Here is a 23,362-nt window from a genome sequence, read left to right as displayed (position 1 = left end):
TCAAGCTCAAACTAAAAGGCCTGAGCCCGGTGGAGTACCGAACTCAGGCCTTGAGCCGCTAACATTCAACTGTCCAACTTCTTGGGGTCAGTTCAGTCGCCATGTGCAGTTTTTTTTATGGGGATGGTTCAGAGGCCAGCAGGCCTGTGCGCCTTAGACCTTCAGCAGTTCCACATCGAACTTGAGGGTGGCGTTGGGAGGAATCACGCCGCCTGCGCCGCGTGCACCATAGCCCAGCTCAGCGGGGATGATCAGGGTGCGCTTGCCGCCCACCTTCATGCCTTGAACGCCTTCGTCCCAGCCCTTGATGACCATGCCGGCGCCCAGAGGGAACACGAAAGGGTCATTGCGGTCCTTGCTGGAGTCGAACTTGGCGCCTTGCTCACCATTGTTGTAGAGCCAGCCGGTGTAGTGCACGGTGACTTGCTTGCCCTTGGCCGCTTCGGCGCCGGTGCCAACTTCCGTGTCTTCGTACTGCAGGCCGGATGGGGTGGTGACGGTGGTCATGTGATTCCTTTGTGAGTGCTTTGCTACCAGCTGCGATCATACCCGCCTGGCAAACACAGAGCCCGCACAAGGCGGGCTCAGGGGGCCAAAAAGGCAGGGGAGCGGGTGGAATTTACTTCTTGGTCTGTGCCGCCACCCAGCGTGTGGCAAAGGCCTGTACGTCGGACAGGCGCTTGAGCAGGTCCTGCCCCGAGGGGGTGACGGTGTAGCCGTCGCTGTTGTGGTCGAGGAAACCGGCCTCGCGCAGCTCCTTGATGCGGGTGTTGAGCGTGTTGGGCGTAATGCCACCCACGCTGTCCTGCAGCAAGCGGAAGGTCTGGGGATGTCCGTCACGCAATGCCCAGAGCACACGCAAAGCGTAGCGGCATTCCAACCGCTCGAAGAGCTGGTTGATGGCGGTGTTTTCCTTGGCGCTCATGTAAGGGTCTCCTTGCGCTGTGTTGAGGAGCGAGGTCCAGGCCTTCGCATGCAAATCCACATAGAGGGTGCGATCAGCGTCGCGGCAACATCTGCTACAAGTTTAATAGCTCTTCATCGGCGATGTATAGGCGCAGCTGCCGATTGGGCGCAGGCGGCAGCGGAAGTGTTGTTCAATTGCTACGGTTTTTGAGTGTGCAATGCCCGTCCCAAAGGCGTTGCAGCGCAAAAGTGACCCCTTGGCGCAGCGCGGTCGGGGCCCCGTTTTACAGGGTCTGGACGCCTGTCAGTGGGTGCTGTAGCGCACCATGCGTGGGCCCCGGCACAGGCCAAACAGGCGCATGCCGGCCTGGTTGGCCACCTGGATGGCCAGGCTGGTGGGCGCCGAGATGGTGGCCAGCACCGGCAGGCCCATGCGCGCGCATTTGCGCACCAGCTCGTAGCTGGCCCGGCTGGTCATCACCACAAAGCCGGGCTGGCCCAGCATCTGCTGCTGCGCCATATGGCCCAGCAGCTTGTCCAGCGCATTGTGGCGGCCCACATCTTCCAGCGCGACCAGCAACTGCCCGGCCGGCGTGGCCCAGCCGGCGGCATGCACGGCGCCGGCCTGCTGGTTGAGCAGCTGCAGCTGGGGCAGCTGAGAAAACGCGGTCTGCAAGGCTTCCAGGTCCAGCTGGCTCACCCAGTCGGCCAGCGCTGGCAAAGGCTCAGGCACCAGGTCCAGCGCGTCCATCGAATCAATGCCGCAGATGCCGCAGCCCGTGCGGCCGGTGAGGGCGCGGCGCCTTTCCTTGAGGCGCACAAAGCAGCGGCTGGCGATCTGCATCTCCACGCTGATGCCCGGTGCCTCCGGGTCCGTGCCGCAGGGCGCGAGCGGCTGCACCTCGATGCCATAGCAGTCGGCCGCCTGGTCGATGATGCCTTCGGAGAGTGCAAAGCCCAAGGCGAACACTTCCAGGTCCTGGGGGCTGCACATCATCACCGCATGCGAGATGCCGTTGAACACCAGGGCCACCGGCACTTCGGCCGCAACCGCATCCAGGCGCGAGACCGAAGCCTCTGGCGTGATCACGGTGGCGGGCAGTTGCTGGACGGCGCTGGGCAGATCGGAAGACATGGCGTTGATTGTGACGCAAAGCGAATGCCGGCGTTGGGGCCTGGGCAGGCGCACCAAAAAACAAACCCCGCCGAGGCGGGGTTTGCAGGCTAGACCAGGTCTTGGAAGGGCGCTTAGATGAAGCTGCGCAGCTTGTCCGAGCGGCTGGGGTGCTTGAGCTTGCGCAGCGCCTTGGCTTCGATCTGGCGGATGCGCTCGCGCGTCACGTCAAATTGCTTGCCCACTTCTTCCAGCGTGTGGTCGGTGGACATTTCAATACCGAAGCGCATGCGCAGCACCTTGGCTTCGCGTGGGGTCAGACCATCGAGGATGTCCTTGACCACATCGCGCAGACCGGCCTGCATCGCGGCATCGACGGGCGCGGTGTTGGCGCTGTCTTCAATGAAGTCGCCCAGGTGGCTGTCGTCATCATCACCGATCGGCGTTTCCATCGAGATCGGCTCTTTGGCGATCTTCATGATCTTGCGGATCTTGTCTTCCGGGATCTCCATCTTCTCGGCCAGGATGGAGGCATCAGGCTCGAAGCCGAACTCTTGCAAGTGCTGGCGGCTGATGCGGTTCATCTTGTTGATGGTCTCGATCATGTGCACCGGAATGCGGATGGTACGAGCCTGGTCCGCAATCGAGCGCGTGATCGCCTGGCGAATCCACCAGGTCGCATAGGTCGAGAACTTGTAGCCGCGGCGGTATTCGAACTTGTCCACGGCCTTCATCAGACCGATGTTGCCTTCCTGGATCAGATCCAGGAACTGCAGACCGCGGTTGGTGTACTTCTTGGCAATCGAGATCACCAGGCGCAAGTTCGCCTCGATCATTTCCTTCTTGGCATTGCGCGATGCGCGCTCGCCGTCGTTCATGCGCTTGTTGATGAGCTTGAGCTCATCGAGCGGCACGACCACGCGGGCTTGCAGGTCGATCAGGTTTTGCTGCAGCTCTTGCACGGGCGGGATGTTGCGGCCCATGATGGCGCTCCAGCTGTTGCCCGCTTGCGCTTCCTTCTCGATCCATTGCAGGTTGAGCAGGTTGGCAGGGAACAGTTGGATGAACTTCTCTTGGGGCAGACCGCACTTCTCGACAATGATCTTGCGCAGGGCACGCTCTTTCTGGCGCACGCTGTCGACCTGCTCGCGCAGCATGTCGCAGAGCTTTTCAATGGTCTTGGCGGTGAAGCGGATGGTCATCAGCTCGGCCGACAACTGGCTCTGTACCTTGGTGTACTGGGCCGTGCCGTAGCCGCTCTTGTCGTAGGCGGCGTGCAGCTGCTCGAACAGCGACTGCAGCTTGGCAAAGCGCGACAGCGCTTCGTTCTTCAGCTCTTCCAGCTTCTTGGTCAGCGCCTTGGAGCCGCCCTTGCCGTCGTCGTCGTCTTCTTCGTCGTATTCGTCGAAGTCTTCTTCGGCCACGTAGTCGTCGTTTTCGTCAGCGTCGGAGAAGCCGTCCACCACGGTGGAGATGACGACCTTGCCTTCGCGGATCTCTTCGCCCATCGCCAGAATCTCGGCAATGGTGGCGGGCGATGCGCTGATGGCCAGCATCATGTCCTGCAGGCCGCCTTCGATGCGCTTGGCGATTTCAATTTCGCCTTCACGCGTCAGCAGCTCGACCGTGCCCATTTCACGCATGTACATGCGCACGGGGTCGGTGGTGCGGCCGAACTCGGAATCCACCGTCGACAAAGCCGCTTCGGCTTCTTCTTCGGCTTCTTCTTCGGTGGTGGCGGACTGGCCGGTGTTGTTCAGCAGCAGGGTTTCTGCGTCAGGCGTCTGTTCGTAGACGGCCACGCCCATGTCGTTCAACATGGAGATCACCACTTCCAGCGTCTCGGCATCGACCAGCTTGTCGGGCAAGTGGTCGGAGATTTCGGCGTTGGTCAGGTAGCCACGGGTCTTGCCCAGCTTGATCAGGGCCTTCAGGCGCTGACGGCGGGTGGACATTTCCTCTTCGGTCAGCACGGCTTCATCGAGGCCGAACTCCTTCATCAAGGCGCGTTCCTTGGCCTTGGAGACCTTCATGCGCAGCGGCTTGACCTTCTCGGCCGGTGCATCCGACGCAGCGGTCGAGGTTTCTACGACTTCTTCGCTGTCGCCCGCGATGTCCTCTTCGATGTCCGAGAAATCGGTATCGTCGATATCTTCATCGCCCTTGTCCTTGGCTTTGGCCTTGGTGGTCTTGGCGGCGGCGGTCTTGCGCGGCGCCTTGGGCTTGTCGTCTTCGGCCTTGGCGGTCTTGGCCTTGGTCACGGTCTTGGTGGCGGCCTTGGCCTTCACCGGGGTATCTTCATCGGCGGCTTCGCTTTTCTTGGCGGCGCGCTTTTTGGGGGCACCTGCGTTGAGCAGGGCATCGGCTGCCTTGAGCAGTTCGGCCTGGGACAGGCGTTGTTTTTCGGACACGGAGCTAACCTTCTTCGTCGCTGCCTTGGCTGGGGTGGGCGCAGCACTGGCTTTTACGGTTTTGCCTGCTGCAGCAGTAGCGCGTTTGGCCGCCGGTTTGGCGGCAGGGCTGGCTGCTGTAGCTTTGGCACTTTTGGCCGCGCTGGTGGTAGTGGACGACTTGACGGACGACTTCGCGGACTTTGTAGCTGGCATGGACACCCTCAGAGCAAAGAGAACACACAAAGAAAACTGGCAAGCGCCATCACCGGCGCATTAAAACTGCAGTGGTCAATCGCCACAAAACTGTGGCGAACAACGCGGCTGCACGAGGCGCTAAGCCTCAAGGCAAGATGTGGGGGCGAACATTTGGAATGCAGTCCTTGCGGTATTTTGGGCACTTGCGCTGGTGGCAAATCGCATGATTCTTCATACGGGCCCGGTCCGGAGGTGCTGCTGTCGCTCTTGCCGATGTGTCAAATATTATACCTTTTTGGCCAATGTCAAGGGCCTGTACGGCAATCAGGGCAAATATTTTTATATGCCCTCTGGCTATTTGGAACTCCGTCTATTTATTGACCTGGCGCTTGAGCAGGCCGATGCGGTGGAAATTGCTCTGGTAGCGGCGCAGCGCCTGCGGGTCGGAGGCCTGGGTGACCAACTGGCGGTTTTGTTCTTCAAGCTGGTCGAGCACGATGCGGCTGAGCGAGTCGCGCAGCTCGGCGCGGATCTCGTCGAGCGGGCCGTCGATCTGCGCATGCTGGCCCCGCATCAGCTCGGCGGCAAAGGCCTCGATGGCATGGCCGCGCATGTGCTCGCGCAGCACTGCCCAGGATTGGGCACCGTGGGCCAGGAACTGCTGCTCCACCCAGGCAAACAGCGGGCCGTGGGGGGCAGACAGCTGGGCCAGGGTGGCGGCGTCCTCGGGCGAGAAATTCTCCAGAAAGGCCATGTGCGACAGCAGCAGGCGGGCGGCCTGGTCTTCGCGGGTTACCGCCACGCTGGGCATCGGCGGTTGGGGCTCGGGCCGGGCCTGCCAGCCGCCTTTGCGGCCACCCTGGCCCGGGCGCCACTCGCCGCTGCGCTTGGTGTAGCCGTTGCCGCCACCATGGGGGCTGCGCGGCTCGCCAAAGCTTTCGTTGCGCTGGCCGGGGTAGCGGTCCATGACGGTGTCGCTGCCCCAGGGCGGCGCATCGCCATAGGCGGGCATGCTGTCGGCGCCCATGGGCGGGGCATCCCACGACGGCGCATGGCGCGGGCCGCTGCTGGCCGCTGCCTGACTGCCACCGCTTTGGCGGGCTTGCTCCTGGGCCGTGGTCTTTTGCCACAGGCCTTCCAGCTCGGCAGCGGGCAACTGGGCCTTGTCGGCGATCTCGCCAAGCAGCTGGCGCTTGAGTGCGCCATCGGGCAGCAGGTTCCACAGCGGGCGGGCGTTGCTGGACATGCGCGCCCGGCCTTCGGCCTGGCCCAGGTCGCAGAGCTCGCTGGCCGCTTCGAGCAGGAAGCGCGACAGCGGCATCGCGTCATGCACATGGCGGGCAAAGGCATCGGCGCCGTATTCGCGCACAAAGCTGTCCGGGTCGTGCTCGGCTGGCAAAAACAGAAACTTGATGCTGCGGGTGTCGCTGGCATAGGCCAGCGCGCCATCCAGCGCCTTGCGGGCCGCGCGGCGGCCGGCGGCGTCGCCATCAAAGCTGAAGACCACGGTGTCGGTAAAGCGGAACAGCTTGTGCACATGGTCGGGCGTGCAGGCGGTGCCCAAGGTGGCCACCGCATTCGGAAAGCCCAACTGGGCCAGCGCGACCACGTCCATATAGCCTTCGGTCACCAGCACATAGCCATGCTCGCGGATGGCGGTGCGGGCCTCGAACAGGCCATAGAGCTCGCGGCCCTTGTGGAAGACCGGGGTTTCGGGCGAGTTCAGGTACTTGGGCTTTTCATCGCCAAACACGCGGCCGCCAAAGCCGATGCATTCGCCCTTGATATTGCGGATCGGGAACATCACCCGGTCGCGGAAGCGGTCGTAGCGCTTGCCTTCGCCGTCGTCGGACTCGATCACCAGGCCGGATTCGACCAGCTTGGCGTCGTCATAGGCGGGGAAGATGCTGGCCAGGCTGCGCCAGCCTTCGGGCGCATAGCCCAGGCCAAAGCGCTTGGCGGTGATGCCGCTGACGCCCCGGCCCTTGAGGTAGGCAATCGCCTTGGGCGACTGTGACAGCTGCTTGCGGTAGGCGTCACCGGCTTTTTCGAGCAGATCGGTGAGCGAGGCCTGCTTTTCGCGCGCCTGCGCGGCGCGCTCGCGCTGCTGGGGCGAGACATCGTCTTCGGGCACCGGCAGACCTACGCTCTGGGCCAGGTCGGTCACCGCTTCGCGAAAGCCCATGCCGGTGTGGTCCATCAGAAAACCGATGGCATTGCCGTTTTTGCCGCAGCCAAAGCAGTGGTAGAACTGCTTGGAAGGGCTGACGCTGAAGGAGGGCGATTTCTCGCCATGGAAGGGGCAGAGCCCCATGAGGTTGGCGCCGCCTTTTTTCAGCTGCACATAGCGGCCCACCACGTCGACAACGTCGACGCGGGAGAGCAGCTCCTGGATAAATGACTGGGGAATGGACACCCGGCTATTGTCGCGCATGCCGGGCTACGCCGCCGCAGCGCCACCCCAATCTGCCCCTGGTCAATGGCAAATCCCGGCTATCGATCGGGTGACAGCGCGCCATCCTTGCGTCAGCCGCTTGTGGCACAGTGTTTGCCGAGGAGAGACCCACCGCCATGAGCAGCATTTTTGACACCGGACTGGCCCGCAATGAGGCCAACCACACGCCAATGACCCCGCTGGGCTTCATTGCCCGCAGCGCCGAGGTCTACCCCGACCGGCTGGCCATCATCCACGGCGAACTGCGCCAGACCTGGGCCCAGACCTATGCGCGCTGCCGGCAACTGGCCAGCGCCTTGCAGCAGCATGGCATTGGCAAGAACGACACGGTGGCGGTGATGCTGCCCAACACCCCGCCGATGGTGGAGGCGCATTTTGGCGTGCCGATGGCGGGCGCGGTGCTCAATACCCTCAACACCCGGCTCGATCCGCAAACGATCGCCTTCATGCTGGACCATGGTGAGGCCAAGGCGCTGATCGTGGACCCGGAATATGCCAGCGTGGTGGCCAAGGCCTTGGCGCTGCGCCAATCGCAGGCGCCCATCCTGCTGGTGGATGTGGAGGATGCGCTCTACGGCGAGGCCAGCGAGCGGCTGGGCAGCCTGAGCTACGAGGCCTTGCTGGCCCAGGGCGATGCCAGCTTTGACTGGCAGCTGCCTGGCGATGAATGGGATGCCATTGCGCTGAACTACACCAGCGGCACCACGGGCAACCCCAAGGGCGTGGTCTACCACCACCGGGGCGCAGCGGTGAATGCCATCAGCAATGTGCTGGAGTGGGACATGCCCAAGTTCGCGGTCTACCTCTGGACCCTGCCGATGTTCCACTGCAACGGCTGGTGCTTTCCCTGGACGGTGGCGCTGCGCGCCGGCGTCAATGTCTGCCTGCGCAGGGTCGATGCGCAAGCGATTTTTGCGGCGATCAAGAACCATGGCGTGAGCCACTACTGCGGCGCGCCGATTGTGCACAGCCTGCTGGTCAACGCGCCTGCGGCCTTGAAGGAGGGCGTGCCCGCCGGCGTCAAATGCATGGTGGCCGGTGCCGCGCCGCCGGCGGCGATGATTGAGGGCATGGAGCAGCTGGGCTTTGACCTGACCCATGTCTATGGGCTGACCGAGGTCTATGGCCCGGTGACGGTCTGCGCCCAGCAGCCCGACTGGCAGGCCATGGACGTGGGCGAACGTGCCCGCCTCAACGCCCGCCAGGGCTTGCGCTACCACCTGCAGCGCGATGCCCAGGTGCGCGATCCGGAGACGATGGCGGCCGTGCCGCAGGACGGCCAGACCATGGGCGAGATCATGCTGCGCGGCAATATCGCGATGAAGGGCTACCTGAAAAACCCCGAGGCGACGCAGGAGGCGTTTCGCGGTGGCTGGTTCCACACCGGCGACCTGGCGGTGCAGGACCCGGATGGCTATATCAAGATCAAGGACCGCAGCAAGGACATCATCATCTCGGGCGGCGAGAACATCTCGTCCATCGAGGTCGAGGATGTCCTCTACCGCCACCCCGCCGTGCTGGCCGCTGCCGTGGTGGCCAAGCCCGATGCGCGCTGGGGCGAGACGCCTTGCGCCTTTGTCGAGCTCAAGCCCGGCGCGCAGGTGAGCGCTGAGGACATCGTCGCCCACTGCAAAAAGCATCTGGCCGGCTTCAAGATCCCGCGTGCGGTGGTGTTTGGCGAGCTGCCCAAGACCAGCACCGGCAAGATCCAGAAGTTCGAGCTGCGCAAGCAGGCGGGATCTGTGGACGCCATAGACAGTTAATCGCCCATGGAAAAAACCCGCCGCAGCAAGCTGGGGCGGGTTGGGTTCGGCGGATCAGGCCTTGGCGCTTACTTGCCCCAGGAATCCTTCAAGCCGGTGATCTTGTTGAACACCGGCTTGTCGCTGCGGTGGTCATGGCGGTCTGCCACAAAGTAGCCAAAGCGCTCGAACTGGAACTTGTCATCGGGCTGCGCCGTCTTCAGCGAAGGCTCGACATAGGCGGTCACGACCTTGAGGCTGTCCGGATTGAGCAGGGCCAGGAAGTCCTTGCCGCCGGCATCGGGCTGTGGATCGGTGAACAGACGGTCGTAGAGGCGCACTTCGGCTTCCACACCATCGGCCACGCCCACCCAGGTGATGGCGGCCTTGACCTTGACGCTGTCCGCACCAGGCGTGCCGCTCTTGGTGTCGGGCACCACGGTGGCCTGCACCTTGGTGATCACGCCATCGGCATCCTTCTCGCAGCCCGTGCACTCGATCACATAGCCGCCCTTGAGGCGCACCTTGTTACCGGGGAACAGGCGCTTGTAGCCCTTGGGAGGCACTTCGGCAAAGTCTTCGCGCTCGATCCAGACCTCGCGGCCCAGGCTGAAGTGGCGCTCAGGGGCGACCTGGCCTTCTGCCGGGTGAGGCAGGGCGGGCAGGCTGCAGGCTTCCAGGTGCTCGGCACTGCCAAACACCTCGGCCCAGTTGCTCAGCTCCAGCTTGACCGGGTCCAGCACCACCATGGCGCGGTGGGCCTGGTTTTCCAGGTCTTCGCGCAGGCAGCCGTCCAAGGTCGCGTAGTCGATCCAGGCGTAGTCCTTGGTAACACCGATGCGCTCGCAGAAATTGCGGATGGACGCGGGGGTGTAGCCACGGCGGCGCAGGCCGACGACGGTGGGCATGCGTGGGTCGTCCCAGCCGCTGACCAATTGGTTGTCCACCAGGTGCTTGAGCTTGCGCTTGCTGGTGATCACATAGGTCAGGTTCAGGCGCGAGAACTCGTACTGGCGCGGCTGGGGCGCATCGATCAGGCCGCCGGTGCGCAGGTTGTCCAGCAACCAGTCGTAGAAGGGGCGCTGGTCCTCGAACTCCAGGGTGCAGATCGAGTGGGTGATGTGCTCGTAGGCGTCCTCGATCGGGTGCGCAAAGGTGTACATCGGGTAGATGCACCATTGGTTGCCGGTGTTGTGGTGCTCGGCATGGCGCACCCGGTAGATCGCAGGATCACGCAGGTTGATGTTGGGCGCCGTCATGTCGATCTTGGCGCGCAGCACGGCCGCGCCATCGGGCAGCTTGCCCTCCTTCATGTCGGCAAAGCGCTGTAGGTTCTCGGCTACGCTGCGGTCGCGGAAGGGGCTGTTGACACCAGGGCGCGTGAAATCGCCCCGGTTGGCCTTCATCTCTTCGGCGGATTGCTCGTCCACATAGGCCAGGCCTTGCTCGATCAGGTAGACCGCGCAGCGGTACATGAAGTCGAAGTAGTTGCTGGCGTAGTACAGGTTCTGCTCGCCGCTCGGGTCCTTCCAGTCAAAACCCAGCCAGCGCACGGCATCGATGATGCCGTCCACATACTCCTGGTCTTCCTTCTCCGGGTTGGTGTCGTCAAAGCGCAGGTGGCAGACGCCACCAAAGTCACGGGCGAGACCAAAGTTCAGGCAAATGGCCTTGGCATGGCCCACGTGCAGGTAGCCATTGGGCTCGGGGGGGAAGCGGGTGCGGATCTTGGCCGGGTCGACGGGGCCCTGCTGGTGGTGCTGGGCATCGCCAGGCGTGCCACCCCAGTGGCGCTGGGCGTAGCTGCCTTTTTCGAGGTCGGACTCGATGATTTGTCGCAGGAAATTGGTGGGTTTGACCACTTCGTCACTACCGTTGTGCGAAGCGCTCGGGGCAGGTGCATTCATAGTTGTGTATTCTAAGGGAGTACCCTGATGGCTGGAACGTATTGCGGTTTCTGGGGCTCTGACCCCAGGTCAGGCATGTCACTTACGCTTTGCAACAGGATATCTTGTCTTGAAACCATAATTTGCAGAGCGTTTGGTATCTTTCTGCCTGCTTGCCGCGTTGAAAGTCCAATGACATTTTTCAGGGATTCTCGCAAGGAGATCAATATGCGCAATTCGATGCTGAAACAAGGCTCTCGCTGGGCCGCCGCTGCGGTGCTGACTGGCTTGGCGCTGATGAGCGCTGGCGCCCATGCCAGCCGGGTGTCCTGGTCGGTGGGTATCAATGTGCCCGCTCCGGTGTACGTGGCCCCTGCGCCGGTGTACGCACCCCAGCCTGTCTATGTGGCGCCTCCCCCTGTGTATGCGCCCCAGCCCGTGTATGTGGCGCCTCCGCCCCCTGCCGTGGTCTACCGCCCCGCACCGGTCTACCGCCCAGCGCCCGTGTATTACGGCCCGCCTCCCGGCCGCTACTACCGCCACCATCGCCACGACCGCGATTACTACCGCTATTGAGCAGCCGCGCTGCGCTAGCAACCATGCCCTGGCTCGCCAGGGCTTTTTTATGCGCGCTGCTTAAGAACCTGTTCAAAGTCTCCAAGCGCTGCGCTGTCGCTTGGGCTGTGCGCTGGAGGGCCGAATGCTCGGATAATCCACAGCTGTTGTCCGTTGTGGAAGCTGAGATGAAAACTGTTTTTGTACTGAACGGCCCGAACCTGAATCTGCTGGGCCTGCGCGAGCCCACCATCTATGGTGCCCACACCTTGGCCGATGTCGAGCAGCTCTGCGCCCAGGCCGCCGCCCGCAACCAGCTGGCGCTGCGTTTTCACCAAAGCAACCATGAAGGCGCCTTGATCGACTGGCTGCACGAGGCGGGCCAATTGCAGCGCGAGGGCCAATTGGCCGGCGTGGTGCTCAATGCCGCCGCCTACACCCACACCAGCGTGGCCTTGATGGATGCGATCAAGGGCGCGGCCCTGCCGGTGATCGAGCTGCACATCAGCAATGTGCATGCCCGCGAGGCCTTCCGCCACCATTCCTATATTGCGCCCGTCGCCAAGGCCGTCATCTGCGGCCTGGGCGTGCAGGGCTACAGCATTGCGATCGATGCCGTGGCCCAGGTGCTGCTGGCACCCGCTGCCTGAGGCTTGCGATGTCGGATGTTCTAGACACCAGCGCGGCGGGCTTGCTGCCCTTGCCGGCGCTGTACCAGCGCTTGCTGGCCCAGGCGACACGGCGGACCACCCAGCATGAGGGCCAGACCCTGGTCTGGCATACCTGGGGCGAGCGCCGCCCCGGCAGGCTGCCCCTGGTGATGCTGCATGGCGGCAGTGGCAGCTGGACCCACTGGATCCGCAATATCGATGCGCTGCTGGCCCAAGGCTACGAGCTCTGGCTGCCTGATCTGCCGGGTTTTGGCGATTCCGACCCGCCAGCGCAGGGCGCCGATGCCGATGCGATGCTGGCGCCTTTGCATGCTGGCATGGCGCAGCTGGATCTGCTGCCTTGCCAGCTGATGGGTTTCTCGTTCGGCGGCATGACCGCAGCCATGCTGACTGCTGCCTACCCGCAGGCGGTGGAGCGCCTGGTCTTGGTCGGCGCCCCGGCCATGGGTGTGGTGCCGGAGAAGCAGTTCAGCTTGAAGGGTTGGCGCCATCTGAGCGACCCGGCCGAGCAGCTGGAGATGCACCGCTACAACCTGGGCGCGCTGATGCTCTGGGATGCCGCCAAGATCGACGACCAGGCCCTGGCCTTGCACCAGCACAATGTGCTGCGCGATCGCCTGCCACGCCGGCGCCTGGCCAACACCGATATCCTGGCGCAGTCGCTGCCGCAGATTGCCTGCCCGGTGGCTGCGATCTATGGCGCCTACGACGCCCTCTACAAGAGCTATATGCCTGCGCTGGAGCACAAATACCGCGCGGTCACCCCCCATCTGCAGGCCTTTGTGCGGTTGCCTGACAGCGGCCATTGGGTGCAGTACGAGCAGCCCGAGGCCTTTATGGCGGCGCTGCTGCCGCTGCTTTCTTCCTGATTGATTCACCTGGAACCGGCTGGCAGCGCAAGACGCGAGCGGCCCTAGAACTATGACCACCTCCACCACCTTCCGTCCCGTGATCGCCATCCATGGCGGCGCCGGCACCATCACCCGCGCCTCCATCACACCCGCGCAACAGCAGGCCTACCGCGATGCCTTGCGCGATGTGCTGCAAGGCGCGCAGCAAAAACTGGCGGCAGGCGCGCCTGCCGAAGAAGTGGCCGTGGAGGCCGTGCGCCTGCTGGAAGAATGCCCGCTGTTCAACGCCGGGCGCGGCGCCGTGTTCACCGCCGATGCCACGCATGAGATGGATGCCTGTGTGATGCGCGGGCGCGATCTGGCCTGCGGATCGCTGGCCGGGGTCAGCACCGTGCGCAACCCGGTGCGCGCCGCCCTGGCGCTGATGGAGGCGGGCGGGCCAGTTTTCATGATTGGCGAGGCCGCCGAGCGCTTTGCCCAGGCCCAAGGCTGTGAAATGGTGGCGCGCGACTGGTTCTCGACCGAGCAGCGCCTGACCCAGCTGCGCACCGTGCAGGCGGCAGCGCTGGCATCGGGCCGCGAGCAGGTGGCGCTGGACCATACCGCCCAAAGCCAGACCCAGGCCGCGCCGCTGGATGAGCGCAAGAAGATGGGCACCGTCGGCGCCGTGGTGCTGGATGTGCATGGCCAGCTGGCTGCCGCCACCTCGACCGGTGGCCTGACCAACAAGAAGCCCGGCCGTGTCGGCGACTCGCCCGTGGTGGGCGCGGGCACCTATGCCAAGCATGGCGTGGTGGCTGTCTCCTGCACCGGCGTGGGCGAGGCCTTTATCCGAGGTTCGGCCGCCCACACGGTGGCCGCGCGCATCGAGCTGCTGGGCGAATCGGTGGACCAGGCCACGGCCGAGGTGATCCACCGCGTGCTGCCACCGTTGGGGGGTGATGGCGGCCTGATTGCCGTAGGCGCCAACGGTGAGGTTACGCTGTGCTTCAACTCCGAAGGCATGTACCGGGGCCAGATCGGCATCGACGGCGAGGCGCTGGTCGCCATTTATGCCAACGACGAGTTGACGCCGGCTTGATAGCGCATCGCTGAGCGGGGGGCCAGAAAATGGCCCCCAATTCCCTCCCCAACGGGAGGCTTGCCTGCAAAGGGCCAGCCTTTGCACCACGATGGTGCACGCCACTGCGGACATTGCGTAGGTGAAAACCATAGGGGGTTTTGCCTCCAAACCCCACCCCCGACTTTCTACAATTGCAAACACTGTCACCCAGGTGAAAGTGTAAGCCCCAGTGTTCTTGCTATCACGGGGATTTTTCTCAAGGATTTGTCCCAACCCGGGTGCCTGTCCTGCATTACGGCTCGTGCCTTCTTCTCGAAGACCAGCACTGCCCCTTCTACCTATGTCCAACCCCAGTTCTACTCCCGTGCACGATGACCTGACGCCGCCCGTTTTGCAGGTGCGGGATCTGTCCGTGAGCTTCAAGACTGAGCAGGGGCGGGTGCAGGTGGTCAAGAACCTGAACCTCGATGTCTATGCCGGCCAGACCCTGGCGGTGGTGGGCGAATCGGGCTCGGGCAAGTCGGTCACGTCGCTGGCGCTGATGCGCTTGGTGGAAACCGGCGGCGGCAAGATCGACAGCGGCTCGATGCTGCTGCGCGGCCGCCATGCCGGCACCATCGACCTGGCCAAGGCCACGCCAGCGCAGATGCGCCAGGTGCGCGGGGCCGATATGGCCATGGTGTTCCAGGAGCCGATGACCTCGCTGAACCCGGTGTTCACGGTGGGCGAGCAGATTGCCGAATCGATCCGGCTGCACCAGGGCAAGTCGAACAGCGCCGCGATGGCCGAAGCGCTGCGCATGATGGAGCTGGTGCGCATTCCGGAGGCGCGCAATGTGCTCACGCGCCACCCGCACCAGCTGTCGGGCGGCATGCGCCAGCGCGTGATGATTGCGATGGCGCTGTCCTGCAAGCCCTCGCTGCTGATCGCCGATGAACCGACGACGGCGCTGGATGTGACCATCCAGGCCCAGATTCTGGCGCTGGTGCAGGAGCTGCAGCGCGAGATGTCGATGGGCGTGATCTTCATCACCCACGACATGGGCGTGGTGGCCGAGGTGGCTGACCGCGTGCTGGTCATGTACCGCGGCGACAAGGTGGAAGAGCAGGACTGCGTGCAGCTGTTTGCCAACCCGCAGCAGACCTATACCCGCAACCTGCTGGCCGCCGTGCCGCAGCTGGGCGCCATGCGCGGCAAGGATCTGCCCGAGCGCTTCAGCCTGCTGGGCCAGAGCACGCTGGCCGAGGCGCCCGCAGCCCAGCCATCGACCGTGCAAGCGGGCGAGCCGGTGCTGAAGGTCCACAAGCTGGTCACGCGTTTCCCGATCAAGGAAGGCCTGTTTGGCGGCGTCAAGCGCCAGGTCTATGCGGTCGAGCAGGTGAGCCTGAGCCTGCAGCCGGGTGAGACCCTGGCGGTGGTGGGCGAATCCGGTTGCGGCAAGTCCACCACGGGCCGCGCACTGGCCCGTTTGATCGATTTCCAGTCCGGCGATGTGCAAGTGGCCGGGCGCGATATTGCCAAGCTGCAAGGCGCCCAGCTGCAGGCGCTGCGCCGCGATATCCAGTTCATCTTCCAGGACCCCTTTGCCTCGCTCGATCCTCGGCTGACCGTGGGCTACAGCATTCTGGAGCCCATGCTGATCCATAAGCTGCTGCCGCGCGAGCAGGCCGAGAAAAAGGTGGAATGGCTGCTGGAGAAGGTGGGCCTGCCACCGGCTGCCGCCAACCGCTACCCGCATGAATTCTCGGGCGGCCAGCGCCAGCGCATTGCGATTGCCCGCGCACTGGCCCTGAACCCCAAGGTGGTGATTGCCGACGAGGCCGTCTCCGCCCTGGATGTGTCGATCCGCGCGCAGATCATCAACCTGATGATGGACCTGCAGCAGGAGTTCGGCATTGCCTTTCTGTTCATCTCGCATGACATGGCCGTGGTGGAGCGTGTCAGCCACCGCGTGGCCGTCATGTACCTGGGCCAGATCGTCGAGATCGGCCCGCGCCGCGCGGTGTTCGAGAACCCGCAGCACCCCTATACCAAGCGCCTGATGGCGGCCGTGCCGATTGCCGACCCCACGCAGCGCCGCCAGCACACCTTGAATGTGGCCGAAATCCCCAGTCCCGTGCGCGGTGTGGATGACCCGCCACGCGTGCTGCCGATGCGCGAGGTGGGCCCGGGCCACTGGGTGGCGCAAGAGATGCCGCAGCCTGCGGTGCCTGCGGACGAGGTGCAGGATCTGCAGCCGGCTTGAGCCTGCGCAGGATGCCTGGGTGCGTAATGCCAAGAATGTAGTGGGTCTGGTCGCCGCCGTGGTGGGCCAGCCGATGCAAAACCTGAAGAGGAGAGTTGATATGCAACGACGTTTGACTTCGATCGCCGCCGCCATGCTGCTGGCGGGTACTGCGTTTTCGGCCCACGCGGCCAAGGACGTGGTGGTAGCGGTGGCTTCCACCTTCACGACGACCGACCCCTACGATGCCAACGACACCTTGTCGCAGGCCGTGGCCAAGTCCTTCTATGAAGGCCTGTACGGCTTCGACAAGGACATGAAGATGGTCCCGGTCCTGGCCACCAGCTTCGATGTGAGCAAGGACGGCCTGGTCTACACCTTCAAGCTGCGCAGCGGCGTGAAGTTCCACGACGGCACGCCTTTCAATGCAGAAGCAGTGAAGCTGACCTTCGAGCGCGTGATCAACCCGGACAACAAGCTCAAGCGCTACAACCTGTACAAGAACATCGCCAAGATTGAAGCGGTGGACGATCTCACCGCCAAGTTCACGCTGAAGGAGCCCTTCGCACCTTTCGTCAACTCGCTGGCCCACCCCTCGGGCGTGATCATCTCGCCGACCGCGCTCAAGCAGTATGGCAAGGACATCGTGCAGCACCCCGTGGGCACCGGCCCCTTCAAGTTTGTGGAGTGGAAGCCCTCCGACTACATGAAGGTCGCCAAGTTTGACGGTTACTGGCAAAAGGGCCTGCCCAAGGTGGATTCGATCACCTGGCGCCCCGTGGTGGACAACAACACCCGTGCGTCGATGATGCAGACCAACGAAGCGCATTTCGCCTTCCCGGTGCCGCCCGAAGCCGTGGCCAACCTGGAGAAAAAGCCGAGCCTGGAAGTCACCAAGGCACCGTCCATCATCCATCGCTACATCTCGATGAATGTGACGCAAAAGCCGTTTGACAACCCCAAGGTGCGTGAGGCGCTGAACTACGCCATCAACAAGGAAGCGCTGTCCAAGGTGGCGTTTGCCGGCTCGGCCATCCCTGCCGAAGGCGTGCTGCCCAAGGGTGTGGAATTTGCCACCAAGCTGGGCCCCTGGCCCTACGATCCAGCCAAGGCCAAGGCCTTGCTGAAGGAAGCGGGCTACCCCAATGGCTTTGAGAGCACCCTGTGGTCGGCCTACAACCACTCGACGGCCCAGAAGGTCATCCAGTTTGCCCAGCAGCAACTGGCCCAGGTAGGAGTGAAGGTGACGGTGCGTGCCCTGGAAGCAGGCCAGCGCGTCGCAGAAGTGGAATCGGTGCAGGACGCGAGCAAGGCTGCTGTGCGCATGTACTACGTGGGCTGGTCCTCGTCCACCGGCGAAGCCGACTGGGCCATGCGTCCGCTGCTGGCCGGTGAGAGCGCGCCTCCACGCGGCTTCAACACCGCCTACTACAACAACCCCGAAGTCAATGCCGACATTGCCAAGGCGCTGGTGACCACGGATACCGCTGCACGCGGCAAGATCTACGCCGATGCCCAGCAAAGGATCTGGAAGGATGCGCCCTGGATCTTCCTGAACACCGAGCAACTGGTGTCTGTGCGTGCCAAGAACCTGTTTGGCTTCTACGTCATTCCTGACGGCAACTTCAACTTTGTTGACCTGGACCTGAAGTAATCCATGTTTCGCTACCTGCTCAAACGCTTGCTCGGGCTGATACCGACGCTGCTCATCGTGGCGGTGCTGGTCTTTGGTTTCGTGCACATGCTGCCCGGTGACCCCGCGCGCCTGGCTGCTGGCCCCGAAGCTGGCCCGGAGACGATCGAACTGGTCCGCAAGGACCTGGGGCTGGATTTGCCCATGCACCAGCAGTTCATCCGTTTCTTCAGCAATGCGTTGCAGGGCGATTTTGGAAAATCCATCCGGACCAAGCGTCCGGTCTCGCAAGAGATTGCCGAGCGCTTTGGCCCGACCTTCTGGCTCACCGTGATGGCCATGGCCTGGTCGGTGGTGCTGGGCATGTTCCTGGGCATTGTCTCGGCCGTCTGGCGCAACCAGTGGCCCGATCGCCTGGGCATGACCCTGGCGGTGTCGGGCATCTCCTTCCCGTCGTTTGCGCTGGGCATGCTGCTGATGCAGTATTTCTCGGTCAAGCTCGGCTGGCTGCCCACTGTGGGTGCGGACAGCTGGAAGCACTATGTGCTGCCTTCGCTGACCCTGGGCGCGGCCGTGGCGGCGGTGATGGCGCGCTTTACCCGCAGCTCCTTCATCGACATCCTCAAAGAGGACTATGTGCGCACCGCGCGTGCCAAGGGCTTGAAGGAGACCGTGGTCGTCATCAAGCATGGCCTGCGCAATGCGATGATTCCGGTGGTGACCATGATGGGTCTGCAGTTCGGCTTTTTGCTGGGCGGCTCCATCGTTGTCGAGGTGGTGTTCAACTGGCCGGGCATGGGCCGCTTGCTGGTCGACGCCGTCGAGATGCGCGACTACCCCATCATCCAGGCCCTGGTGCTGCTGTTCTCGCTGGAATTCATCCTGATCAATCTGGTGGTCGACCTGCTCTATGCCTGGATCAACCCCACCATCCGTTATCGCTAAGCAGGTGCTTTGGCCATGAATACTCCGAACGCTCCTGAATCTGCCGACCGCCCCGTGGCGGCGGCCCCCGCTGCTGGCGCTGCGGCGCCATCCCTGCCCGCCAACCTGGCCGCATCGACGCGCATGCGCACGCCGATGGCCGAGTTCTGGCGCAAGTTCAAGCGCCAGAAGCTGGCCTTGTTTGCCGGCGTCTTCATCATTGCGCTGGTGCTGGTGGCCATCCTGGCGCCCTGGATCGCGCCCTACGATGCCGAGAACTTCTTTGACTACGACGCGCTGAACTCGCCGCCCACGGCTGCGCACTGGTTTGGCGTGGATTCGCTGGGCCGCGACATCTTCAGCCGCATCCTGGTGGGCGCGCGCATCTCGCTGGCTGCGGGCTTTGTGTCTGTGGCCATCGGCGCGGTGATCGGCGCCATCCTGGGCCTGCTGGCCGGCTACTACGAAGGCTGGTGGGACCGCAGCGTGATGCGCATGTCCGATGTGCTGTTTGCCTTCCCCGGCATTTTGCTGGCCATCGGTATCGTTGCCATCCTGGGCAACGGCATGATCAATGTGATCATGGCGGTGGCCGTGTTCAGCGTGCCGGCCTTTGCCCGCCTGGTGCGCGGCAATGTGCTGGCACTGAAGCAGCAGACCTATATCGAGGCGGTGCGCTCCATTGGCGCGCCTGACCGGGTCATCATGCTGCGCCACCTGCTGCCGGGTACCGTGTCTTCCGTGGTGGTCTACCTGACCATGCGTATCGGCACCTCCATCATCACCGCTGCCAGTCTGTCCTTTCTGGGCATGGGCGCGCAGCCACCGACGCCGGAGTGGGGCGCCATGCTGAACGAGGCGCGCAGCGATATGCTCAACGCCCCGCATGTGGCCCTGTTCCCGAGCCTGGCGATCTTTGTGACCGTGCTGGCCTTCAACCTGCTGGGCGATGGCCTGCGCGATGCGCTGGACCCCAAGCTGGACAACTGATTGGACTGCGGATCACCCGGGCGCTGAAAGCGTCCAAGCAAAAGCGGCAAGTGCCTTCAGGTGCTCGCCGCTTTTTTAATGGCTGCCTGAATCAGGCCGGTGCTGCGCCCAGTTTCTGCAAGCGTTTGAGGAACACCGTGATCTCCTTGACGGTCTGCGTGTCCCCATGCTGCTCTGCCACCTGCAGGCCTTGCTGCCAACTGGCCTGGGCTTGTGCGCGGGCGTCCGTTGCGCCCGATTCCAATTGGGCCTTGCCCAGCAGCTTCCAGGCGGCGGAGTACTGCGGGTTCTGCGCGACGGCCTGCGCCAGGTGCAGCGCGGCGGCCGCATAGTCTTCTTCCTTCAAGCAGGCTTGGCCCAGGCCAAAGCGCAGCACGGCGCTGTCCTGTCCCTTGGCCAGCAGTTTTTCCAATCCTTCGCGCATGCGCTCTCCTTTGTGCTGCGCCCAGCATAGTGCGGTGCCTTTGTCCGCAAAGTCAGTACGCATAAAAAAAGACGCTCCGAGGAGCGTCTTGTGCGGGTGTGGCGTGGGCGACCTCAGCGCTTTTTCTTGGTGGTGCTGGTGCTGCGCTTGGATGGGGCCTTCTTCGTGGCCGTCTGGCGCACGGCGGGTTTTTTGGCATTGCTGGTGCGGCTGCCACGGGCGGCATGGCCGCCGCGCGGTGCCGGTGCTGCGCCTACGCGCACGGGCATGTACAGGACCACCTGGTGGCCGACCTTGAAGGCGCTCTTGACGCCGACATCGTTCCAGTCAGCCACCTGCGCCGCGGTGACGCGGTAGCGCTGGGCCACGCGGGCGACGGTGTCGCCCTTGCGGGCCTTGACGGTGGTGCGGCGGGTGACCACTTCGGGGGTCAGCGCGATGTGGGCGTTGTCGGCCAGGTGGCTGGAGACGTCCTGCTTGACGGCGGCCGAGCGCGGCACCATCAGCGAGGAGCCGCCCTTGACCATCATGCGTGGCGGAATGTTGTTGACGGCGCGCAGGTCGTTCTCGCTCATGCCGACCATGCCGGCAGCGGTGCCCACGGTCATGGTGCTCGGCACGGTCCAGACGGTCCAGCTGGCGTACTGGCCCTTTTCATGGGCCTGCAGGTTGCGGCGGAAGACATTGGCGTTGTCCCAGGGCAGCAGCACCTGCGGTGTGCCGGCCTTGAAGATCACCGGGCGGTTGAACGAGGGGTTGAGCGACTTGAGCTCATCCATTGTGACGCCGGCCATCTCGGCCACCTGGGCGGTGTCGATGTCGCGGTCCAGGCTCACGGCCTGGAAGTAGGGGTGGTTCTCGATCAGCGGCAGCTCGGCCTGGAAGCGCTCGGGGTGGGCAATGATGTTCTTCACCGCCTGCAACTTGGGCACGTAGTTGCGCGTCTCATCGGGCATGCTCAGGTCGGTGTAGGCGCCGCCCAGGCCTTGCTTCTGGTTGCGCGCAATGGCGCGGCCCACGCTGCCTTCACCCCAGTTGTAAGCGGCCAGCGCCAGGTGCCAGTCGCCAAACATATTGTAGAGCTTTTGCAGGTAGTCCAGGGCTGCGCGGGTCGAGGCCAGCACATCGCGGCGGTCGTCGCGGAACATGTTCTGCTTCAGATCGAAATAGGTGCCGGTGGCGGGCATGAACTGCCACATGCCGGCCGCCTTGGCGCTGGAGACCGCCTGCGGGTTGTAGGCGCTCTCGATGTAGGGCAGCAGGGCCAGCTCGGTCGGCATGCCCCGGCGCTCCAGCTCCTCGACGATGTGGAACATGTACTTGGAGGAGCGCTCGGTCATGCGCTGGATGTAATCTGGGCGCGTGGAGTACCACTGCTCCTGGTTGCTGACCAGGTCGTTTTCCAGATCGGACATCGCAAAGCCACGGCGGATGCGGTCCCAGAGGTCATCGGGCACGGCCAGGCTGGTGACGGCGCCATTGCCCTGCAGGCTGGCTGCATTGATGGGGCTCAGGGGGCCGCTGGGGTAGCTGGGGGTGTGCGGTACGGCACTGATCTTGGGGGCATCGTCTGCGTTGGCGGTGGGTGGGCCACCGGTTTCGGTCGTGGCGCAGCCCGTCAGGGCGAGTAGGGCGCTCAGGCTCCACAGGTACAGATACTTCATCAGAATTGGTTCTTCCAGCGACGCAGCGCGGCAAAAACGGCGACCGGGTCGCTGCCAGGGGTGGAGGGATCAAACTGCTGCGCAGCGCGGGCCACGGGGGCCAGGCTGCAGCGCAGGAAAGGGTTGATGCGCAGCTCGTTGCCAAGTTGCGCAGGCAAGGTCGGCTCGCCCCGCTCGCGCAACTGCTCGCAGTGCGCCAGGTAATGGGCGATGTCCTGGTTGTCGGGCTCTACCGCCTGTGCAAAGCGCAGGTTGGAGAGCGTGTACTCATGGGCGGCGCAGACCCGTGTGTTGGCGGGCAGCGCAGCCAGCGCCGACAGCGATGCATGCATCTGCGCGGGTGTGCCTTCAAAAAGGCGGCCGCAGCCGCCCGAGAACAAGGTGTCGCCACAGAACAGCAGCGGCTGCCCGGCCACATCGGCGCAGTAATAAGCGATATGCCCGGCGGTATGGCCGGGCACATCGATCACCTGCCAGGGCAGGCCCAGCAGATCCAGCCTGTCGCCACCCCGCATGGGCTGGCAAGGCTGGGGGATGTCCTCGGTGGCGGGGCCGTAGACCCGTGCGCCGGTGGCCTCGCGCAGCTCGGCCACGCCGCCCGTATGGTCGCCGTGGTGGTGGGTCACTACAATGGCTTGCAGCTGCAGATCCAGGCGGCGCAGCGCGTCAAGCGCGGGCGCGGCCTGGCCTGGGTCGACGACCAGAGCGTGCTGTCCGTCGTGCAGCAGCCAGATGTAGTTGTCGTTGAAAGCGGGCAGAGGTAACAGATGCATGAATGACCAAATTATAGGCACGCAAAATTGGTGGCAGACGCCGCTGGGCAGCTACATGCTGTCCTGGGAGCAAACATGTTACGACGATGCCGTGGCCGATATTTTTGGCTTCCATAGCCTGCAGATCGGGCTTTTCCCGCTGCAGGGGCTGCGCAACAATCGCACGCCCCACCGCTGGCTGGCGCTTGACTCGACCGACCAGGCCCTGCAGTGGCAGCAAAGCCGGCTGGCAGATGTACAGAGCTTTGCGCCGCCTTTACAAAGCGATGTGGGCCTGCCTGCAACGCCCGCGGGGGCCGTCACTGCCAGCCTGCTCTGTGATGCCCATGCGCTGCCATTTGGCCCCGATACGCTGGACCTGGTGCTGCTGCCCCATACCCTGGAGCTGAGCGCCGACCCGCATGCGGTGCTGCGCGAGGTGGCACGCGTGATGGTGCCCGAGGGCCGGGTGCTGATCAGCGGCATCAACCCGGCCAGCCTCTGGGGCATGCACACCTGGGCCCGCCGCATTCCGGGCCTGCAGAAGCTGCCACCTATGCCCGATGACCACAACCTGATCGGCTATGGGCGTTTGCGCGACTGGCTCAAGCTGCTGGGGCTGGAGCTGCAAAGCGCCAGCTTTGGCTGCTTTCGCCCTGCGATGCGCAGTGATACGTGGCTGAGCCGCTGGGAATGGATGGACAGGGTGGGCCCCACGGCCTGGCCGGTGCTGGGCGGCGTGTATTTTGTCGAAGCGGTGAAAAAAGTGCCCAGCGTGCACAAGCTGGCCGCGCCCTGGAAGGCGCCCGCAGCCAGCGGCGTTGCGCGCCCTGCGGTAGCGGCCCGTGAGCGGCTGACCGAGACCCAGCGCAGCGCCGAATAGCGCATCCGCACCAGGCCCCGCCCTGCCGCACATGGGG

The 23,362-nt window shown here is 64.0% G+C and carries 19 protein-coding genes; 10 read left to right on the top strand and 9 right to left on the bottom strand.

The window, feature by feature from the left end:
• Positions 1-153 precede the first annotated feature (153 nt).
• From EDF71_RS21415 to dnaG, 5 genes are all read right to left on the bottom strand, one after another.
• Positions 154-507: an FKBP-type peptidyl-prolyl cis-trans isomerase gene (locus EDF71_RS21415; protein WP_133858562.1), complete on the bottom strand. Its 354-nt coding sequence runs from the start codon at positions 505-507 to the stop codon at positions 154-156.
• A gap of 112 nt (positions 508-619) precedes the next feature.
• Positions 620-925 (bottom strand): winged helix-turn-helix transcriptional regulator, encoded by a 306-nt coding sequence (locus tag EDF71_RS21410; protein WP_027010615.1) that lies wholly within the window; start codon positions 923-925, stop codon positions 620-622.
• A 285-nt stretch (positions 926-1,210) separates the two neighbouring features.
• The gene (gene fdhD, locus EDF71_RS21405; RefSeq protein WP_133858561.1) at positions 1,211-2,041 is read right to left on the bottom strand and encodes a formate dehydrogenase accessory sulfurtransferase FdhD; all 831 of its coding nucleotides are present in this window, start codon (positions 2,039-2,041) and stop codon (positions 1,211-1,213) included.
• Between the two features lie 113 nt (positions 2,042-2,154).
• Positions 2,155-4,626, bottom strand: a complete 2,472-nt coding sequence (rpoD, locus tag EDF71_RS21400; RefSeq protein WP_133858560.1) for an RNA polymerase sigma factor RpoD — start codon at positions 4,624-4,626, stop codon at positions 2,155-2,157.
• Positions 4,627-4,978: 352 nt separating this feature from the next.
• Entirely contained in the window at positions 4,979-7,042 is a 2,064-nt protein-coding gene (gene dnaG / locus EDF71_RS21395; RefSeq protein ID WP_243854389.1) for a DNA primase, read from the bottom strand.
• 137 nt (positions 7,043-7,179) lie between these two features.
• Here dnaG and EDF71_RS21390 point away from each other — a divergent pair, with 137 nt between their 5' ends.
• Complete coding sequence (locus EDF71_RS21390; protein WP_133858559.1) at positions 7,180-8,826, top strand: acyl-CoA synthetase; 1,647 nt, start codon at positions 7,180-7,182, stop codon at positions 8,824-8,826.
• A gap of 68 nt (positions 8,827-8,894) precedes the next feature.
• Here the strand turns inward: EDF71_RS21390 and EDF71_RS21385 are convergent, their stop codons facing one another.
• On the bottom strand, positions 8,895-10,712 hold the full coding sequence (locus EDF71_RS21385; RefSeq protein WP_133858558.1) for a glutamine--tRNA ligase/YqeY domain fusion protein: 1,818 nt from the start codon (positions 10,710-10,712) through the stop codon (positions 8,895-8,897).
• A 207-nt stretch (positions 10,713-10,919) separates the two neighbouring features.
• Between EDF71_RS21385 and EDF71_RS21380 the strand changes: the two genes are divergently transcribed.
• The 8 genes from EDF71_RS21380 to gsiD all read left to right on the top strand — a co-directional run bounded on the left by EDF71_RS21380 (position 10,920) and on the right by gsiD (position 19,602).
• Positions 10,920-11,267: a hypothetical protein gene (locus tag EDF71_RS21380; protein ID WP_027010469.1), complete on the top strand. Its 348-nt coding sequence runs from the start codon at positions 10,920-10,922 to the stop codon at positions 11,265-11,267.
• 167 nt (positions 11,268-11,434) lie between these two features.
• Positions 11,435-11,896: a type II 3-dehydroquinate dehydratase gene (aroQ, locus tag EDF71_RS21375; RefSeq protein WP_133858557.1), complete on the top strand. Its 462-nt coding sequence runs from the start codon at positions 11,435-11,437 to the stop codon at positions 11,894-11,896.
• An 8-nt stretch (positions 11,897-11,904) separates the two neighbouring features.
• On the top strand, positions 11,905-12,786 hold the full coding sequence (locus tag EDF71_RS21370; RefSeq protein ID WP_133858556.1) for an alpha/beta hydrolase: 882 nt from the start codon (positions 11,905-11,907) through the stop codon (positions 12,784-12,786).
• A gap of 52 nt (positions 12,787-12,838) precedes the next feature.
• Positions 12,839-13,849 carry an isoaspartyl peptidase/L-asparaginase gene (locus EDF71_RS21365; RefSeq protein ID WP_133858555.1) on the top strand — a complete coding sequence of 337 codons (1,011 nt, stop codon included), beginning with the start codon at positions 12,839-12,841 and terminating at the stop codon, positions 13,847-13,849.
• 322 nt (positions 13,850-14,171) lie between these two features.
• Positions 14,172-16,076, top strand: a complete 1,905-nt coding sequence (locus EDF71_RS21360; protein WP_133858554.1) for a dipeptide ABC transporter ATP-binding protein — start codon at positions 14,172-14,174, stop codon at positions 16,074-16,076.
• A 100-nt stretch (positions 16,077-16,176) separates the two neighbouring features.
• Positions 16,177-17,709 (top strand): glutathione ABC transporter substrate-binding protein GsiB, encoded by a 1,533-nt coding sequence (gene gsiB, locus EDF71_RS21355; protein WP_133858553.1) that lies wholly within the window; start codon positions 16,177-16,179, stop codon positions 17,707-17,709.
• A gap of 3 nt (positions 17,710-17,712) precedes the next feature.
• Positions 17,713-18,633 (top strand): glutathione ABC transporter permease GsiC, encoded by a 921-nt coding sequence (gsiC, locus tag EDF71_RS21350; RefSeq protein WP_133858552.1) that lies wholly within the window; start codon positions 17,713-17,715, stop codon positions 18,631-18,633.
• A 15-nt stretch (positions 18,634-18,648) separates the two neighbouring features.
• Positions 18,649-19,602, top strand: a complete 954-nt coding sequence (gsiD, locus tag EDF71_RS21345) for a glutathione ABC transporter permease GsiD (RefSeq protein WP_133858551.1) — start codon at positions 18,649-18,651, stop codon at positions 19,600-19,602.
• A gap of 91 nt (positions 19,603-19,693) precedes the next feature.
• On the opposite strand, the gene EDF71_RS21340 is transcribed toward gsiD, so the two are convergent.
• The 3 genes from EDF71_RS21340 to gloB form a co-directional block, all read right to left on the bottom strand.
• On the bottom strand, positions 19,694-20,026 hold the full coding sequence (locus EDF71_RS21340) for a tetratricopeptide repeat protein (protein ID WP_133858550.1): 333 nt from the start codon (positions 20,024-20,026) through the stop codon (positions 19,694-19,696).
• Positions 20,027-20,139: 113 nt separating this feature from the next.
• On the bottom strand, positions 20,140-21,690 hold the full coding sequence (locus EDF71_RS21335; RefSeq protein ID WP_133858549.1) for a transglycosylase SLT domain-containing protein: 1,551 nt from the start codon (positions 21,688-21,690) through the stop codon (positions 20,140-20,142).
• Positions 21,690-22,463 carry a hydroxyacylglutathione hydrolase gene (gene gloB / locus EDF71_RS21330; protein WP_133858548.1) on the bottom strand — a complete coding sequence of 258 codons (774 nt, stop codon included), beginning with the start codon at positions 22,461-22,463 and terminating at the stop codon, positions 21,690-21,692. The genes EDF71_RS21335 and gloB overlap by 1 nt, the downstream gene beginning before the upstream one ends.
• On the opposite strand from gloB, the gene EDF71_RS21325 reads away from it, so the two are divergent.
• Positions 22,462-23,325, top strand: coding sequence for a methyltransferase domain-containing protein (locus EDF71_RS21325; RefSeq protein ID WP_133858547.1), 864 nt, complete (start codon positions 22,462-22,464; stop codon positions 23,323-23,325). The two genes, gloB and EDF71_RS21325, sit on opposite strands and share 2 nt — an antisense overlap.
• Positions 23,326-23,362: the final 37 nt, after the last annotated feature.

The organism is Comamonas sp. JUb58 (assembly GCF_004364775.1).
GTDB lineage: Bacteria > Pseudomonadota > Gammaproteobacteria > Burkholderiales > Burkholderiaceae_C > Comamonas.
Note: the sequence above shows the minus strand (reverse complement) of the source record. Positions and strands in the feature narration are given on the sequence as shown.

What these genes read in the sequence shown, in the direction of transcription:
- gloB (WP_133858548.1), bottom strand. Translation starts at nt 22,463, where the DNA reads ATGCATCTGTTACCTCTGCCCGCTTTCAACGACAACTACATCTGGCTG.
- EDF71_RS21370 (WP_133858556.1), top strand. Translation starts at nt 11,905, where the DNA reads ATGTCGGATGTTCTAGACACCAGCGCGGCGGGCTTGCTGCCCTTGCCG.
- fdhD (WP_133858561.1), bottom strand. Translation starts at nt 2,041, where the DNA reads ATGTCTTCCGATCTGCCCAGCGCCGTCCAGCAACTGCCCGCCACCGTG.
- EDF71_RS21340 (WP_133858550.1), bottom strand. Translation starts at nt 20,026, where the DNA reads ATGCGCGAAGGATTGGAAAAACTGCTGGCCAAGGGACAGGACAGCGCC.
- gsiD (WP_133858551.1), top strand. Translation starts at nt 18,649, where the DNA reads ATGAATACTCCGAACGCTCCTGAATCTGCCGACCGCCCCGTGGCGGCG.
- EDF71_RS21390 (WP_133858559.1), top strand. Translation starts at nt 7,180, where the DNA reads ATGAGCAGCATTTTTGACACCGGACTGGCCCGCAATGAGGCCAACCAC.
- EDF71_RS21410 (WP_027010615.1), bottom strand. Translation starts at nt 925, where the DNA reads ATGAGCGCCAAGGAAAACACCGCCATCAACCAGCTCTTCGAGCGGTTG.
- EDF71_RS21385 (WP_133858558.1), bottom strand. Translation starts at nt 10,712, where the DNA reads ATGAATGCACCTGCCCCGAGCGCTTCGCACAACGGTAGTGACGAAGTG.
- rpoD (WP_133858560.1), bottom strand. Translation starts at nt 4,626, where the DNA reads ATGCCAGCTACAAAGTCCGCGAAGTCGTCCGTCAAGTCGTCCACTACC.
- EDF71_RS21335 (WP_133858549.1), bottom strand. Translation starts at nt 21,690, where the DNA reads ATGAAGTATCTGTACCTGTGGAGCCTGAGCGCCCTACTCGCCCTGACG.
- EDF71_RS21415 (WP_133858562.1), bottom strand. Translation starts at nt 507, where the DNA reads ATGACCACCGTCACCACCCCATCCGGCCTGCAGTACGAAGACACGGAA.
- EDF71_RS21380 (WP_027010469.1), top strand. Translation starts at nt 10,920, where the DNA reads ATGCGCAATTCGATGCTGAAACAAGGCTCTCGCTGGGCCGCCGCTGCG.
- dnaG (WP_243854389.1), bottom strand. Translation starts at nt 7,042, where the DNA reads ATGCGCGACAATAGCCGGGTGTCCATTCCCCAGTCATTTATCCAGGAG.
- gsiB (WP_133858553.1), top strand. Translation starts at nt 16,177, where the DNA reads ATGCAACGACGTTTGACTTCGATCGCCGCCGCCATGCTGCTGGCGGGT.
- gsiC (WP_133858552.1), top strand. Translation starts at nt 17,713, where the DNA reads ATGTTTCGCTACCTGCTCAAACGCTTGCTCGGGCTGATACCGACGCTG.
- EDF71_RS21360 (WP_133858554.1), top strand. Translation starts at nt 14,172, where the DNA reads ATGTCCAACCCCAGTTCTACTCCCGTGCACGATGACCTGACGCCGCCC.
- EDF71_RS21365 (WP_133858555.1), top strand. Translation starts at nt 12,839, where the DNA reads ATGACCACCTCCACCACCTTCCGTCCCGTGATCGCCATCCATGGCGGC.
- EDF71_RS21325 (WP_133858547.1), top strand. Translation starts at nt 22,462, where the DNA reads ATGAATGACCAAATTATAGGCACGCAAAATTGGTGGCAGACGCCGCTG.
- aroQ (WP_133858557.1), top strand. Translation starts at nt 11,435, where the DNA reads ATGAAAACTGTTTTTGTACTGAACGGCCCGAACCTGAATCTGCTGGGC.